This is a genomic window from Streptococcus oralis subsp. dentisani (assembly GCF_002096685.1).
GTDB lineage: Bacteria > Bacillota > Bacilli > Lactobacillales > Streptococcaceae > Streptococcus > Streptococcus oralis_AD.
Genome location: NZ_NCVA01000039.1, coordinates 200,441 through 215,620, shown reverse-complemented (window position 1 = coordinate 215,620; position 15,180 = coordinate 200,441). Strand labels below are relative to the sequence as shown.

Annotated in this window: 16 protein-coding genes; 5 read left to right on the top strand and 11 right to left on the bottom strand. The window is 41.0% G+C overall.

The window, feature by feature from the left end; genetic code table 11:
- Nucleotides 1-103 precede the first annotated feature (103 nt).
- From B7705_RS03890 to lysS, 4 genes are all read left to right on the top strand, one after another.
- A complete protein-coding gene (locus tag B7705_RS03890) occupies nucleotides 104-946 on the top strand; it encodes a DUF368 domain-containing protein (protein ID WP_084947924.1) in 843 nt (280 codons plus the stop codon).
- A complete protein-coding gene (locus tag B7705_RS03885) occupies nucleotides 946-1,428 on the top strand; it encodes an aminoacyl-tRNA deacylase (protein ID WP_084947921.1) in 483 nt (160 codons plus the stop codon). The genes B7705_RS03890 and B7705_RS03885 overlap by 1 nt, the downstream gene beginning before the upstream one ends.
- Nucleotides 1,428-2,051, top strand: coding sequence for a histidine phosphatase family protein (locus B7705_RS03880; RefSeq protein ID WP_084947919.1), 624 nt, complete (start codon nucleotides 1,428-1,430; stop codon nucleotides 2,049-2,051). The genes B7705_RS03885 and B7705_RS03880 overlap by 1 nt, the downstream gene beginning before the upstream one ends.
- 137 nt (nucleotides 2,052-2,188) lie before the next feature.
- Nucleotides 2,189-3,679, top strand: coding sequence for a lysine--tRNA ligase (lysS, locus tag B7705_RS03875; RefSeq protein ID WP_084947916.1), 1,491 nt, complete (start codon nucleotides 2,189-2,191; stop codon nucleotides 3,677-3,679).
- A gap of 276 nt (nucleotides 3,680-3,955) precedes the next feature.
- On the opposite strand, the gene B7705_RS03870 is transcribed toward lysS, so the two are convergent.
- The 5 genes from B7705_RS03870 to B7705_RS03850 form a co-directional block, all read right to left on the bottom strand.
- Complete coding sequence (locus tag B7705_RS03870) at nucleotides 3,956-4,792, bottom strand: amino acid ABC transporter substrate-binding protein (RefSeq protein WP_084947913.1); 837 nt, start codon at nucleotides 4,790-4,792, stop codon at nucleotides 3,956-3,958.
- A gap of 11 nt (nucleotides 4,793-4,803) precedes the next feature.
- Nucleotides 4,804-5,433, bottom strand: coding sequence for an amino acid ABC transporter ATP-binding protein (locus B7705_RS03865; RefSeq protein WP_000891749.1), 630 nt, complete (start codon nucleotides 5,431-5,433; stop codon nucleotides 4,804-4,806).
- Nucleotides 5,434-5,442: 9 nt separating this feature from the next.
- Nucleotides 5,443-6,084, bottom strand: coding sequence for an amino acid ABC transporter permease (locus tag B7705_RS03860; RefSeq protein WP_000120845.1), 642 nt, complete (start codon nucleotides 6,082-6,084; stop codon nucleotides 5,443-5,445).
- Nucleotides 6,085-6,222: 138 nt separating this feature from the next.
- The gene (locus B7705_RS03855) at nucleotides 6,223-7,452 is read right to left on the bottom strand and encodes a tetratricopeptide repeat protein (RefSeq protein ID WP_162284871.1); all 1,230 of its coding nucleotides are present in this window, start codon (nucleotides 7,450-7,452) and stop codon (nucleotides 6,223-6,225) included.
- Entirely contained in the window at nucleotides 7,442-8,608 is a 1,167-nt protein-coding gene (locus B7705_RS03850; RefSeq protein ID WP_084947910.1) for an AI-2E family transporter, read from the bottom strand. Before B7705_RS03850 ends, B7705_RS03855 begins: the two co-directional genes overlap by 11 nt.
- Nucleotides 8,609-8,751: 143 nt before the next feature.
- Here B7705_RS03850 and B7705_RS03845 point away from each other — a divergent pair, with 143 nt between their 5' ends.
- Nucleotides 8,752-9,765, top strand: coding sequence for a lactonase family protein (locus B7705_RS03845; protein WP_084947907.1), 1,014 nt, complete (start codon nucleotides 8,752-8,754; stop codon nucleotides 9,763-9,765).
- Between the two features lie 35 nt (nucleotides 9,766-9,800).
- On the opposite strand, the gene B7705_RS03840 is transcribed toward B7705_RS03845, so the two are convergent.
- From B7705_RS03840 to atpF, 6 genes are all read right to left on the bottom strand, one after another.
- Nucleotides 9,801-10,220 (bottom strand): F0F1 ATP synthase subunit epsilon, encoded by a 420-nt coding sequence (locus tag B7705_RS03840; protein ID WP_000068036.1) that lies wholly within the window; start codon nucleotides 10,218-10,220, stop codon nucleotides 9,801-9,803.
- A 10-nt stretch (nucleotides 10,221-10,230) separates the two neighbouring features.
- Complete coding sequence (gene atpD, locus B7705_RS03835) at nucleotides 10,231-11,637, bottom strand: F0F1 ATP synthase subunit beta (protein ID WP_000094370.1); 1,407 nt, start codon at nucleotides 11,635-11,637, stop codon at nucleotides 10,231-10,233.
- 85 nt (nucleotides 11,638-11,722) lie between these two features.
- Nucleotides 11,723-12,601 (bottom strand): F0F1 ATP synthase subunit gamma, encoded by an 879-nt coding sequence (locus B7705_RS03830; RefSeq protein WP_000301229.1) that lies wholly within the window; start codon nucleotides 12,599-12,601, stop codon nucleotides 11,723-11,725.
- A gap of 15 nt (nucleotides 12,602-12,616) precedes the next feature.
- Entirely contained in the window at nucleotides 12,617-14,122 is a 1,506-nt protein-coding gene (atpA, locus tag B7705_RS03825; protein WP_038806142.1) for a F0F1 ATP synthase subunit alpha, read from the bottom strand.
- 14 nt (nucleotides 14,123-14,136) lie between these two features.
- On the bottom strand, nucleotides 14,137-14,673 hold the full coding sequence (locus tag B7705_RS03820) for a F0F1 ATP synthase subunit delta (RefSeq protein WP_038806143.1): 537 nt from the start codon (nucleotides 14,671-14,673) through the stop codon (nucleotides 14,137-14,139).
- Nucleotides 14,673-15,167: a F0F1 ATP synthase subunit B gene (gene atpF / locus B7705_RS03815; protein ID WP_038806144.1), complete on the bottom strand. Its 495-nt coding sequence runs from the start codon at nucleotides 15,165-15,167 to the stop codon at nucleotides 14,673-14,675. The genes B7705_RS03820 and atpF overlap by 1 nt, the downstream gene beginning before the upstream one ends.
- Nucleotides 15,168-15,180: the final 13 nt, after the last annotated feature.

Below are 15,180 nucleotides of genomic sequence, written 5' to 3'. Positions count from 1 at the left end.
CAAGTGAAAATAACAAACTTTTTCACTTGTTTTTTCATTTTCTCCTCGTCTGTGTTATAATTGATAGCATAGAGAAGAATTTTATGAAATTGAGGATTTTATTATGTTTTCATGGATTGCACGAGTTATTAAAGGAATCGTCATCGCCTTAGGATTTATCTTGCCTGGAATTTCTGGAGGAGTTCTGGCAGCAATATTAGGTATCTACGAGCGAATGATTTCTTTTCTGGCTCATCCTTTTAAGGATTTCAAATCAAATGTCCTTTACTTTATCCCAGTAGCTATCGGGATGTTGCTCGGAATTGGTTTGTTTTCTTATCCGATTGAATATTTGCTAGAAAATTACCAAGTCTATGTTTTATGGAGTTTTGCAGGAGCTATCATTGGTACAGTTCCTAGTCTCCTTAAAGAATCAACTCGAGAATCTGATCGTGATAAGATTGACCTAGTCTGGTTCTGGACTACCTTTATCCTTTCAGGAGTCGGCCTCTACGCTCTCAATTTTGTCGTAGGTTCACTCAGTGCTAGTTTTGCAAACTTCATCTTGGCAGGTGTTCTTTTAGCTCTTGGTGTCTTGGTGCCTGGTTTAAGTCCGTCAAATCTACTTTTGATTTTGGGACTGTACGCTCCAATGCTCACTGGTTTTAAGACCTTTGATTTGTTTGGTACCTTCCTTCCTATCGGGATTGGTGCAGGAGCAACCCTCATTATCTTTTCAAAATTAATGGATCACGCCTTGAACAACTACCACTCCCGTGTTTATCACTTTATCATTGGGATTGTGCTTTCAAGCACCCTTTTAATTTTGATCCCAAATGCCGGAAATGCTGAAAGTATCCAATACACTGGACTTTCTATTGTGAGCTATGTTCTCATTGCCTTCTTCTTTGCGCTTGGCATTTGGCTTGGTATCTGGATGAGCCAGTTGGAGGATAAGTATAAATAATGGCAAAGAAAGTTAAGATTAAAAAAACCTTGGTCGAGCAGATCTTGACCAAGGCAGGGATTGACCATACTGGTATTCAAATCAACGCGCTTGAGGGTGAACTTCCTCCTGAATACGACCGAAAAGAGATTTTTAAAACCTTGGCTCTGCTGGGTGACAAGACGGGACCAATCATCGGAATTGTTCCCATAACGGAACACCTCGCCGAGAAAAAACTAGCAAAGGTTTCTGGCAATAAAAAGGTGAGCATGATTCCTCAAAAAGATTTGGAAAAAACGACAGGCTATGTTCATGGAGCTAACAACCCTGTCGGTATTCGTCAGAAACACAATTATCCTATTTTTATTGATCAGACTGCTTTGGATTTGGACCAAATGATCGTCTCTGCTGGGGAAGTCGGGCATAGTATTATCATACGCCCTCAGGACTTAGCCAGCTTTGTAAAAGCGGATTTTGCTGATATCTTGGAGGAAAGTAAGTAATGAAACTCTATTTTGTTCGTCATGGTCGCACCCTCTGGAATCTTGAAGGACGTTTTCAAGGTGCTAGTGGTGACTCTCCCCTTCTTCCAGAGTCTATTGATATCCTAAAGCAACTTGGCCAGTATCTCAAAGAAATACCTTTTGATAAGATTTATTCAAGTGATTTACCTCGAGCAGTCAAATCTGCTGAGATTATCCAAAGCCAACTCCAAACACCCTGTCCTTTAGAAAGTATTCCAGGCCTGCGCGAATGGCAACTTGGAAAACTAGAGGGATTAAAAATCGCAACGCTCAATGCCATCTATCCACGACAAATCAAGGCCTTTCGCTCTAATCTGGCTCAGTTTGATACGAAGATGTTTGAAGCTGAATCCCTCTACTCTACGACTCAGCGTACTATTCAATTTATCAAATCTCTGAAAGAAAGTCCGGCTGAAAACATTCTAATCGTCGGTCATGGTGCAAATCTCACTGCTAGCCTACGTACTCTTCTAGGCTATAAAGAGGCTCATCTTCGCAAAGATGGAGGCTTGGCCAATGCCAGTCTTACAATTTTGGAGACCGAGGATTTTGAAACCTTCACTCTGGAAAGATGGAATGACACTTCCTATCAAGAAAAATAATGGAACTTGATCCCAATGGTCAAGTTCTTTTTAGTTTTCAAAGAATATCCGTGAATTTCTTGACTATTTATGATAAAATGGGAGTATCGCAAAAAAGACTCATCGTATCAAATTTTGAGTAAAATTAGGAGGAACCCATGTCTACAGAACATATGGAAGAACTAAATGACCAGCAGATCGTTCGCCGTGAAAAAATGGCTGCGCTCCGTGAGCAGGGAATCGATCCCTTCGGAAAACGTTTTGAACGTACTGCTAACTCACAAGAACTAAAAGATAAATTTGCAGAACTTGATAAAGAACAACTACACGAATTAAACGAAACTGCTACTATCGCTGGACGCTTAGTAACTAAACGTGGAAAAGGAAAAGTTGGCTTTGCCCATCTTCAAGACCGAGAAGGTCAAATCCAGATCTACGTTCGTAAAGACGAAGTCGGTGAAGAAAACTACGAAATCTTCAAAAAGGCTGACCTCGGTGACTTCCTTGGTGTCGAAGGTGAAGTCATGCGTACAGATATGGGAGAACTTTCTATCAAGGCAACTCACATCACACACTTGTCTAAAGCACTTCGCCCACTTCCAGAGAAATTCCACGGTTTGACTGACGTTGAAACAATTTACCGTAAACGTTACCTTGACTTGATTTCTAACCGTGAAAGCTTTGAACGTTTTGTCACTCGTTCAAAAATCATCTCTGAAATCCGTCGTTATCTTGATCAAAAGGGTTTCCTTGAAGTGGAAACACCTGTTCTTCACAACGAAGCTGGTGGTGCTGCTGCTCGTCCATTTATCACTCACCACAATGCCCAAAACATTGACATGGTGCTTCGTATCGCGACTGAGCTCCACTTAAAACGTCTTATTGTTGGTGGTATGGAACGTGTCTATGAAATTGGCCGTATCTTCCGTAATGAAGGAATGGACGCCACTCATAACCCTGAGTTCACTTCTATCGAAGTTTATCAAGCTTATGCTGACTTCCAAGATATCATGGACTTGACGGAAGGTATTATCCAACACGCTGCAAAATCAGTTAAAGGTGCTGGTCCAGTTAACTATCAAGGTACTGAAATCAAGATAAATGAACCATTTAAACGTGTTCACATGGTGGATGCTATCAAGGAAATTACTGGCGTAGATTTCTGGCAAGACATGACCTTCGAGGAAGCCAAAGCTATCGCTGCTGAGAAGAAAGTTCCAGTTGAGAAACACTACACTGAAGTCGGTCACATTATCAACGCCTTCTTTGAAGAGTTCGTTGAAGAAACCTTGATTCAACCAACCTTTGTCTATGGACATCCAGTAGCTGTGTCTCCACTCGCTAAGAAAAATCCTGAAGACGAACGCTTTACAGACCGTTTCGAACTCTTCATCATGACTAAAGAATACGGTAATGCCTTTACCGAGTTGAACGACCCAATCGACCAACTTAGCCGTTTTGAAGCCCAAGCAAAAGCTAAAGAACTTGGTGACGACGAAGCAACAGGTATCGACTACGACTACATTGAGGCTCTTGAATACGGTATGCCACCAACAGGTGGTTTGGGAATCGGTATTGACCGCCTCTGCATGCTCCTCACAGATACAACTACTATCCGTGACGTATTGCTTTTCCCAACAATGAAATAAACCCTTATCCTCTGGTTTTGCCAGAGGATTTTTTGATAAGAAAAGAGACTCAATTTGAGGAAAAAATTTAGAAAATCTTTCCAGAATAAAGTGAAATGAAATAAAATCTGAACAAATTGATTGGAAAAGTCAAATCAATTTCTAGCAATGTTTTAGAAGTCACAGTATACTATTCCAGATTCAATCCGCTATATTAAATGGCTATCATGCGCTTTCCCAATTGATAAAAAGACTACGTTTTGCTAATCAAAACGCAGTCTCATCCACTATTTTATTTCACTTTCCTTCTTGTACTTCTTTGGTTGCCACATCTTCTCCAAACCATTTTTGACTGATTTCTTGGAACTTACCATCCTTGTAAAGACTAGAAAATCCTTCATTTATCTTATTAACCAGAGTTGTATCTTCCTTACGTGCTCCAACTGCAAAAGCTTCTGTTTCTAGTCCAACTGTAAAGACATTATAATCGTTTAAAACGCCTTCTGCTTCTAAATAATAGTTTGCATAGACACGATCAATCAATAGGCCATCAATTCGATCGTTTTTCAAATCAATCAATGCTTCATTAAAGGTTTGGTATTGATTCGCTTCATTATTAGCGACAATATCCTTCAAAATCGCTGGCTTTCCTTCAAAGTCCGCATAACCAGATGAACCAGCTTGAGCTCCCAAAATCTTTCCAGTCATATCTTTTGCAGTCGTGATACCTGACGATTTCTTAGTAACCAATACCTGCTCATTCTTCATATATGAGTTACTGAATGCTACCTTTTCACGACGTTCGTCTGTAGCGGAATAGCCATTCCAAATCAGATCAATCGTTCCTTTTGTCAATTCAGCTTCTTTCAAATCCCAATCAATCGGTTGCCAATTTACCGTAATACCGTATTTTTCAAAAACAGCTGTAGCTAAATCAATATCAAATCCCGCATAGGAACCATCTTTCTGAGCAAATCCCATTGGAACAAAAGTACTATCAAACCCAATAGTAATAGACTTGTTAGACTCGTACTTAGACCAATTATCTCCACTAGTTTCACTAGAATTTTTCCCACAAGCTGCTAAGAACAAAGCAGTCATTAGACTGACTAATACAAGCATCAATTTTTTCATTATTTTTCCTCCTATTTAGGCTCTACTTTTAATAATACATCTGCAATATTTTCAGCGAATTGTAAATCGTGGGTAACCACAATTTGCGTCATCCCAAGTTCCCTATTTTGCAAAATCAGTTTTTCCACTTCCAAGCGTAATTCTGGATCCAAGGCAGAAGTTGGTTCATCGTAACCAATGATTTCTGGGTCAATCATCATAGCACGCGCCAAAGCCACCCGCTGCTTTTGCCCACCTGATAGTGAGAAGGGATAAGCATCTGCATGCCCTGCTAGTCCTAACTGTTCCAAGAGTCCACGCGCCTTCTTCTCAGCCTCTTCCTGCTTCATTCCCATAGTTTTCACAGGCGATAGGGTCAAATTGTCCAGAACTGATAAATGAGGGAAAAGTTGAAAATCTTGGAAGACAAATCCTAGTAGGTTGCGCTTTTCTAGTTCGTCTAAAGCTAGCGATTCGCCGTTATAGTAAATTTCCCCTGAATCGATTGTTTCCAATCCAGCTAGCATACGTAACAAGGTGGTCTTGCCACCTCCTGATGGACCTACGATTGCCAGGATTTGCTTTTCAGGAATTGATAGGCTGAAATTAGTTAAGATTTGTTTGCCACCAAAGGCCTTGTTGATGTTTCGTAATTCTAACATGGCAACCTCCTATCTATAGTAACTGTACTTCTTCTCAACTTTTTTGGCAAGGATAGTCACAATACCAATCAAAATCAAGTAAATTGCTCCTGCCAAGAACATAGGAACCAGACTAGCATCACGATTGGCTGCTGTACGACTAGCCAAAATCAAATCTGAAATCCCTAGAGCATAGACCAGAGAAGTATCCTTGACCAAACTCATGACTTCATTAAATACACTAGGAAGAACAATCTTGGTCACCTGTGGTAAGATGATATAGCGCACTGTGGCAAAAGGGCTAAACTTCAAGACCTTAGCAGCCTCATATTGCCCCTTAGGAATGGTATCAATCCCCCCACGGAAGATTTCAGCAAAGTAAGCCGCATAATTCAAAACAAAGGCAATAATAGCCGCAGGAAGGCGATCCAAACGAATCCCAATATTTGGGAGCACATAATAGATAAAGATCAATTGCAAGAGCAAGGGTGTTCCCCGCATGATCCAGATATAAATGTTGATCAGATAATGGAGGAGTTTCCAATGGACTTGCAAGGCAAAGGCAATCAAAACGCCCAAGGGAATAGAAAAAATCAAGACCAGTACAAAAACCTGTAAAGTCATGCTTGCACCGCTCAATAAACTCGGTAATATCTCAAACAAATAAGACATACTGCACCTCCTAAAAATTATTGTTCCTATTATAGCATAAATAAACAATTTAGCAAGGGTTTTTGTAAAAAAATTCTATTTCTTTCAAAAAAACGTATCTGCCAAATTGACGGATACGCTTTTTTAGAGAGATAACTTTTAAAGTGTTTCTAAGAGTTCTTGCATCTGAACATCATCTGGAACGATTTTTAAATAAGCTTTGGCTTGTACTTTGGCTTCTTCAAAATATCCCAATTCACGCAAGAGATAAGTATATTGCTCCAGAAACTCTGGATTGTCCTTGAGGTCAGATGACAGTTCTTGATAGAGCTCATAGGCCTTATCTAAATCCTCGATTTCCTGATATGAACGGGCAATCATCCACTTGGTCAAGAGATTTTCTGGTTCTTGACTTTGAAGAGCGATGATATCCTCATACCGTTCTTGTTCCATATAAATGGTTGCGAGACGAAGGAAAATCTCCTCAAGGTCTTCTGCATCTTCTTTGGCAGTAAGGAGAAACTGCTCTGCAGCACTAGCATCATGCAATTCATATGAAAACTGTGAGGCTGCTAGCAAGAGCCGAGTTTCAAATGGATTTTTCTCCAAACCTTGTTTAGCGATACGAAGTGCTTCTTCTATCTGATGTTCCTTGTGCAAGGCTTGACTATAACCATACTCATATCCTTCAAAATCTGGTGAAATGGTATCAATCTGCTTAAAGTAAAGAACAGATTTTTGATACTCTTCTTGGTCAAAGTAAAGACTAGCCAGTTCAAAGGCAGTTTGGTCATCGTATTCTAGTTCTAAGGCTTTTTCTAAGAATTCAGTTGCAGCTTCAAACTTGCCTAACTGGGCATAAGCATAGCCAATTCGCTGATAAGTTGAGACGCCCGTTTGCTCATAGATAGAGCGATTGTCTAATTGAGCATAACCCTGAATAGCTTCCTGATAATTCCCTAACTCGCTATCCAACTCAGCCAAACCAAAAACTAATAAGGGATCGTCTGAGTAGTTTAAGGCTTCCAGTAACTTTTCACGCGCTACATCTGTCAATCCTTCCAACTGATAGAGGTCAGCCTTCAAGGCCAAGGCCGATACATACCAGTCACTTTCAGGTGTGATTTCCTCAAGGTAAGCAAAGGCTTCCTCAACATTGCCATCCTCGCTAACAATGCTGGCTAAGTTCAGATTCACTTCTGGAAATTCTGTAACGATATTTTGGTAAATTTCTTTTGCTTGAGGATAAAAGCCAATTACCTCAAGATAGCTTGCTAGTTCGTAAAGAACTTCACTTGAATCTGTTTCGAGGGCTTTGTGAAAATACTGATCCGCTTTGCTTAAATCCTGTTCATCCAAAGCCTGGAGCATACGTTGACTATTGTTCACTCTTGATTTCCTCCCCTTCTTCTTCATACAGACCGCTGACTTTTTTATACCAGTTAAAGATAGCTGAGATAACGACCTTGGCAGAGGCATAGACAGGGATTCCCAGCAAGACTCCCCAAATACCAAACATAGAACCTGAAGTTAGGAGAACAAAGAGGACATTAATCGGATGGATGTTCAGTTGGCTACCTAAAATAAGAGGCGATACGAAGCGTCCTTCAATCGTTTGTTCAACAATAAAGACAATGACGACTTTTAAAAGCATGACTGGTCCTGCAATCAAGCCAAGAACTAGAGCTGGAAGCATGGCAAGGAAACTACCCAGGTAAGGTACTAGATTGAGGATACCAGCCGTAATACCAAGAGTCACAGCATATCTGAGACCAATAATCTTAAAGAAGATAATAAACATAATCGCCACGATAATAGCAACTGTAACCTGTCCTCTAACATAGTTTGACAGCTGTTTATTGACATCCGATAGGACTTCACCCACAGGTTCTTTTAACTTCGTTGGAATAAACTTAGTCAAATAATCTCGCAAGCCTTTTCCATCACGCAAGAGATAGAAGAGCATAAAGGGTACGATAATGACCGCTACAATCACCTGAGAAACACTACTGATAAAGGCGCTGACCCAGTTGACGGCTTGAGAAGAAATTTTGCTGGCCCATATCGTTGCTTCTGTAGAAACATTTGCAAGAACCTGCTCCAACTGAGGTCTAAAATCATCTGGCAAGCGTTTGGTTACAAGGTCATTGATAACCATATCAGCATCCTTAAGATAAGTCGGTACATTCTTTGCAAAATTTAAGACTTGGCGTTGCAGATTTGGAATAGCGACTGCCAGACCCCAAATGATAAAAAGTCCAATAATGACAAAAACTATACTGATAGCAAGAACGCGATTGATCTTGTGTTTCTCCATCCAGTCAACAATCGGATTGAGGAGGTAATAAAGTAAACCAGATAAAATAACTGGCAACATGACAACCCCTAAAAAATCCAAAACAGGTAAAAAGATAAAACTAATCTTACTTAGAATAAAAATGTTTAGCCCCAGTAACAAGGTTACTAAAAATACAGTGATGGCTTTATTATCTAAAAACCACTTAAAAAACCAAGATAGGCTAAAATGTTTCTCTTTATGTTCCATAAATACATCCTTTCTGTCATTCTCTCATTATACCATTTTTAATTTAAAATAACTCTTATTAAAGTGCTTACATAGATTAAATGAACACTTCCAGACTGTCATTTTGTGGTATAATGAACTTATCATTATTAAGAGGTATGGACATGAAAGAAACTGTTTATTTTGGAACTTACACTCGTCGCTTATCTAAAGGGATTTACAAGGCAGATTTTGATACAGAGACAGGCCAGCTTGCAAATCTTGAACTCTTTGCTCCTGAACCAAGTCCGACCTACCTTGCCTTTGACCAACAACAACACTTATACACCGTAGGGAGTCAGGATGGCTTGGGTGGAATCGCTGCCTACAAGACAGATGGTACTTTGTTAAATCATGTGGTTGAAGAAGGCGCTCCCCATTGTTATGTGGCAGTGGATGAAAAGCGTAATCTCGTTTATGGGGCCAACTATCATAAAGGTCAAGTTCTGGTTTATAAACGTCAAACGGATGGTAGCCTCATCCAAACAGATCTAGTTCAGCATAGTGGACATGGTCCTCATGAAAACCAAACTTCCCCACATGTACACTTTACGGATCTAACACCTGACCAGTACCTTGTCACATGTGATCTAGGAACAGATGAAGTAACGACCTATGATGTTAGTCCAGAAGGAAAACTAAATAAACTCTACACTTATCACAGCCAAGCTGGAGCAGGTGCACGCCACATCGTTTTCCACCATCACTATAAGATTGCCTATCTCATTTGCGAACTTAATAGTACCATTGAAGTCTTGATTTACGATGGGGTTGGTGAATTTGAACGCATGCAAGTCATTTCAACCTTACCAGATGGCTATGAGGGATTCAATGCTACTGCTGCCATTCGTCTCTCAAAAGATGGTAAATACCTTTATGCATCCAATCGAGGCCACGATTCCATTGCCGTCTATACAATCCTCGCTGATGGCAGTCTGGAATTATTAGAGATAGTACCAACACATGGACAAAATCCACGTGATTTCGACCTAACTCCTGATCAAGAGTTTCTCATTGCTGTTCACCAAGATTCTGATAATGCAACCGTCTTTAAGCGTAATCCTGAAAGTGGCCGTCTTGCGGAGCTTTCTAACGACTTCCATGTTCCTGAAGCAGTTTGCATCAACTTCCCACATTAAAAAAAATGAACTTGAGTTTCAAGTTCATTTTTTGATTATAGTTTATTTCCGACATTGATACGGTTAATAGCACGTTGAAGAGCAATCTTAGCGCGTCGTTCTTGGTCGATTAAGTGCTTGTCTTGAGCTTCTTCGATTTCACGTTCAGCGCGAAGTTTCGCACGTTCTGCACGACTGATATCGATATCACGAGCGCGTTCTGCTGAGTCTGCTACGATGGTAATGATGTCATTGGCAATCTCGATAATTCCTCCGTTCACTGCAATCCAGTTCACATGAGTATCATCATCGATTCGTTTTACCTTTACTTCATCAACCGCTAAAACCGCAATCATATTTTCATGTCGTGGCAAGATCCCCATCTCACCATCCAGAGTTCGTACCGATACAAAGCTGGCATGGTGATCATAGACGAGGCCATCTGGTGTCACGATCTGGACAGTTAACTGAGCCATAGATCACCTCTTAAAATCCCATTTTCTCTGCCTTAGCAATGACGTCTTCGATTGAACCGACACCACGGAAGGCGTCTTCTGGCAAGTGGTCATGTTTACCATCAAGGATTTCCTTGAAACCACGAACTGTTTCTGCTACTGGTACATAAGAACCAGGTTGACCAGTAAATTGTTCTGCAACGTTGAAGTTTTGTGACAAGAAGAACTGGATACGACGGGCACGAGCAACCAAGGTCTTTTCTTCATCAGAAAGCTCATCCATACCAAGGATAGCAATGATATCTTGCAATTCATGGTAACGTTGAAGGACACGTTTGACTTCAGCAGCAACTGCATAGTGCTCTTCTCCGACAATTTCAGGTGCCAAGGCACGAGAGCTTGAAGCCAACGGATCAACGGCTGGATAGATACCCAACTGTACCAACTTACGCTCCAAGTTGGTCGTTGAATCCAAGTGAGCGAAGGCTGTTGCTGGCGCAGGGTCAGTATAGTCATCCGCTGGCACATAGATAGCCTGGATAGAGGTTACAGAACCTTTCTTAGTTGATGTGATACGTTCTTGCAATTGACCCATTTCCGTAGCAAGTGTTGGTTGGTAACCAACGGCTGAAGGCATACGACCCAAAAGGGCAGATACTTCTGAACCAGCTTGAGTGAAACGGAATATATTGTCGATAAAGAGAAGCACATCTTGGCCTTCTACATCACGGAAGTATTCGGCAATTGTCAAACCAGTAAGGGCGACACGCATACGTGCTCCTGGTGGCTCATTCATCTGACCAAATACCATGGCTGTTTTCTCGATAACGCCTGACTCTTTCATTTCCCAGTAAAGGTCATTCCCTTCACGAGTACGTTCCCCAACACCGGTAAATACCGAAATACCACCGTGTTCTTGAGCAATATTGTGAATCAATTCTTGGATCAAGACGGTTTTACCAACTCCGGCACCACCAAAGAGTCCAACTTTCCCACCTTTAAGGTAAGGGGCAAGAAGGTCGATAACCTTAATCCCAGTTTCGAGAATTTCAGAAGACGTAGACAACTCATCAAAAGTTGGAGCTTTTTTATGAATTGGCTGACGCTCAGCGTCTTCAGCAAAAGGAGCATCCAAGTCAATGGTATCTCCCAAAACATTGAAGACACGTCCCAAAGTTTCTTTACCTACTGGCACAGAGATTGGACGACCTGTGTCCAAAACTTCCATTCCACGAGTCAAACCATCTGTTGATTCCATGGCGATAGTACGGACCATACCATCACCCAACTCCAAGGCTACTTCAAGGACGATTTTTGTTTTTCTTTCGTCATTTTTGTAGACGACAAGTGCATTGTTAATCTCAGGAAGTGTTTCCCCTGCCGCAAACAAAACGTCTACAACGGGTCCAATAACCTGAGCAATTTTACCTGAACTCATCTCCTTCTCCTATTCTATATAAGATACTGTCGGTTCCTAGTTTACCTAGGCCCTAAGTTCATTTTGATATGTACAGGGTAAAGCCTTATTCTAAGGCACTAGCACCTGCTACAATTTCTGTAATTTCTTGTGTAATCGCCGCCTGTCTGGCACGGTTATACTGGATGGTCAAATCATTGATGACTTTCTTGGCATTATCAGTCGCTGTCTGCATAGCTGTCATACCAGCGGCATTTTCAGCTGTCTTGGCATCGATAATGGCACCATAAATCATACTTTCAGCATACTGTGGCAACAATTGCTCCAAAATTTCTTCTCGGCTTGTTTCCAACTCAAATGTCAAGCTATACTCCTCATCTGCTTCGTTTGGATCAAGGTCAACAATCGGAAGCATTTGCTCCACACGCATTTGACTGGTAAGTGTATTGACGTGGTGATTATAGCAGACATAGAGTTCGTCAAAAAGTTCATTTTGATACATCTCAATCGTTTTTGAAATAATTTTACGAACTTCATCAAAACTAGGTTGGTCGGCCAAGCCTCGTAATTCATAGATTGGTTGAATGCCACGAGCCTTAAAGAAATCAGCTCCCATACCACCGATACAGATTATCTCAAAATCTTTACCATCTGGATGGTATTCTTCTTTCAACTCCATAACGGCTTTAAGGATGGAAGCATTATAACCTCCAACCAAGCCACGGTCTGAAGTGATGACAATATAGCCTGTCTTTTTGACTGGACGACTAATGAGCATCGGATTGGTAGAACCACCAGATCCGTTACCATGCAGAATATCCGTCAAAAGCTTACGTACCTTCTGAGCATAAACTTGAAAATTGCGTGCTGCTTCTTCAGAGCGACCTAACTTGGCAGCCGATACCATTTGCATGGCATTAGTGATTTGACTAGTATTTTTTGTTGAGGCGATTTTTGTTTTAATATCATTTAGAGATACTGCCATCTGACACCTCTATTCTTATTGGAAGCTGGATTGATTGAGAAACTCTGTAATCGCAGCATCCAAGACTGCTTCTTCTGGCAAGTCTTTTGTTTCACGAATGGTTTCCAAAATCTCTGGATGTTGCGCATCAAAGAAATCATGGAACTCTTCCTCAAAACGAACAATGTCATTCACTGGAACTGTATCCAAGAATCCGTGTGTCAAAGCATACAGGATGGTAACTTGTTTCTCAACAGGCAAAGGCTTGTGAACTGGTTGTTTCAATACTTCTACCGTACGACGTCCGCGGTTCAACTTAGCCTGTGTTGCTGCATCCAAATCAGAACCGAACTTAGTGAAGGCCTCTAGTTCACGGTAAGAAGCAAGGTCGATACGAAGCGTACCAGCTACTTTCTTCATGGCTTTGATTTGAGCGGAACCACCTACACGAGATACAGATGAACCCGCATCAATAGCTGGACGAATCCCTGCATTAAAGAGACCATCTCCAAGGAAGATTTGCCCATCTGTAATTGAAATTACGTTGGTTGCGATATATGCAGAGATATCTCCTGCTTGCGTTTCGATAAATGGTAGGGCTGTGATTGAACCACCACCAAGTTCATCAGAAACTTTAGCTGAGCGCTCAAGCAAACGGCTGTGGAGGTAGAAAACATCCCCTGGGAAGGCTTCACGACCTGGTGGACGACGAAGCAAGAGAGAAAGTTCACGATAAGCTACCGCTTGTTTTGAAAGATCATCATAAACGATCAAAACATGCTTCCCTTGGTACATAAACTCTTCTGCCATAGCCACCCCAGCATAAGGAGCTAGGAAGAGCAATGGAGATGGTTGTGAAGCAGAGGCTGTCACAACGATTGTGTAGTCCAAGGCACCGTACTGACGAAGTGTTTCTACTTGCGTACGAACTGTTGATTCTTTTTGTCCAATCGCTACATAGATACAGATCATATCTTGCCCTTTTTGGTTCAAGATAGTATCAATTGCAATAGTTGTTTTCCCTGTCTGACGGTCACCAATAATCAACTCACGTTGACCACGACCAATCGGTACAAGGGCGTCAATAGCTTTCAAACCAGTTTGCAATGGTTCTGATACAGACTTACGTTGCATAACGCCAGGAGCTGGCGCTTCTACTGGACGAGTTTTGTCAGTATGGATTTCTCCAAGACCATCAACTGGACGACCAAGTGGGTCGACAACACGTCCAATCAGGCTGTCACCCACAGGGACTTCCATGATTTTACCTGTACGGCGAATGGTATCACCTTCACGAATATCTGTAAAGTCTCCAAGGATGATAATCCCAACGTCTGTAGACTCCAAGTTTTGCGCCATCCCATAAGAGCCGTTTTCAAAAATCAACAGCTCTCCACTCATGGCATTTTCAAGACCGTGAGCACGCGCAATTCCGTCCCCGATATAGGTTACAACACCTGTTTCAGACACATCAAAATTGGGTTTGAAATTTTCAATTTGTTGCTTAATTAAAGCGCTGATTTCTTGTGCGTTAATTGCCAAAAGAACACCACTTTCTATTTCAAATTTTCTTTAACAACTCGAAGTTGTTGTTTAATACTCACATCAATTGTCTTGTGATTAGCAAAAATGACAAAACCACCAATGAGCCCTTCATCAATTTGTTCTTTGATACTCCGTACTTTCAGAGACATTTTTTTCTCTATCAAGGGAAGCAAACGTTCCTTCTGTTCGTCCGTTAAAGGATGAGCTGAAGAAATCGTAACTACAAAATGATTGGTTTCTCTTTCAAGACGATTCAAACAATCAACAATGATATCATAAAAAAGATTTGCTCTGTGATTGTAAATCAGAACCTGAATAAAGTTTTGCATTAAAGGTGAGACAGAGTCTTGAAAAAAACCAACTGTTTTTTCCTTATCAGACTCATCAACTGCCACCTGAGCTAAAAAAGAAGGTAAGCCCGTTTCTTCTGCGACTTGCTTGATTTGATCCAAGTCTGAAAAAATCCGGTCCTCTTCTCCTTTTTCAATCACTAATTGGACAAAAGGCATGCTGTACTTTTCAATTACCTTTGCTGTTTTCTTGTCCATTAGGCTTCTCCTAGCTGATCGATATATTGATCAATGAGTTCCTTATGAGCATGACTGTCAAGGTTTTTTGAGATGATTTTACCAGCGAGACTAATCGTCAAATCTGCCACCTCGCCCTTAACACTTTGCAAAGCCTCAGCTTTATTCTGAGCAATTTCTTGATTCGCCTTCTCTTTTAAGCGACCTGCTTCAACTTTAGCATCTGCCAGAATATTTGCTTTACTCTTCTCTGCAGTCTCTTTAGCATTTTCAATGATTGTTTTGGCTTCGTTGCGACTACCAGCTAATTCATCTTCACGTTTTTGGGCAAGAGTTTCTGCTTTTTGACGAGCCTGTTCAGCTCCATCAATATCAGCAGCAATTTTATTTGCCCTTTCTTCGAAGACACTTGTCAAGTTTGACCACGCATATTTCTTAACTAAGACAATCAAAAGGATAAAAGAGCCAGCGATTAAAATAAAGTTACCAATTAATTCACCTACTGTTACTTGCATCTGTTACTCCTTT

Bases quoted from the DNA above. Each gene is read 5' to 3' on its own strand.
- B7705_RS03890 (WP_084947924.1), top strand. From the start codon at position 104: ATGTTTTCATGGATTGCACGAGTTATTAAAGGAATCGTCATCGCCTTA.
- B7705_RS03885 (WP_084947921.1), top strand. From the start codon at position 946: ATGGCAAAGAAAGTTAAGATTAAAAAAACCTTGGTCGAGCAGATCTTG.
- B7705_RS03880 (WP_084947919.1), top strand. From the start codon at position 1,428: ATGAAACTCTATTTTGTTCGTCATGGTCGCACCCTCTGGAATCTTGAA.
- lysS (WP_084947916.1), top strand. From the start codon at position 2,189: ATGTCTACAGAACATATGGAAGAACTAAATGACCAGCAGATCGTTCGC.
- B7705_RS03870 (WP_084947913.1), bottom strand. From the start codon at position 4,792: ATGAAAAAATTGATGCTTGTATTAGTCAGTCTAATGACTGCTTTGTTC.
- B7705_RS03865 (WP_000891749.1), bottom strand. From the start codon at position 5,433: ATGTTAGAATTACGAAACATCAACAAGGCCTTTGGTGGCAAACAAATC.
- B7705_RS03860 (WP_000120845.1), bottom strand. From the start codon at position 6,084: ATGTCTTATTTGTTTGAGATATTACCGAGTTTATTGAGCGGTGCAAGC.
- B7705_RS03850 (WP_084947910.1), bottom strand. From the start codon at position 8,608: ATGGAACATAAAGAGAAACATTTTAGCCTATCTTGGTTTTTTAAGTGG.
- B7705_RS03845 (WP_084947907.1), top strand. From the start codon at position 8,752: ATGAAAGAAACTGTTTATTTTGGAACTTACACTCGTCGCTTATCTAAA.
- B7705_RS03840 (WP_000068036.1), bottom strand. From the start codon at position 10,220: ATGGCTCAGTTAACTGTCCAGATCGTGACACCAGATGGCCTCGTCTAT.
- atpD (WP_000094370.1), bottom strand. From the start codon at position 11,637: ATGAGTTCAGGTAAAATTGCTCAGGTTATTGGACCCGTTGTAGACGTT.
- B7705_RS03830 (WP_000301229.1), bottom strand. From the start codon at position 12,601: ATGGCAGTATCTCTAAATGATATTAAAACAAAAATCGCCTCAACAAAA.
- B7705_RS03820 (WP_038806143.1), bottom strand. From the start codon at position 14,673: ATGGACAAGAAAACAGCAAAGGTAATTGAAAAGTACAGCATGCCTTTT.
- atpF (WP_038806144.1), bottom strand. From the start codon at position 15,167: ATGCAAGTAACAGTAGGTGAATTAATTGGTAACTTTATTTTAATCGCT.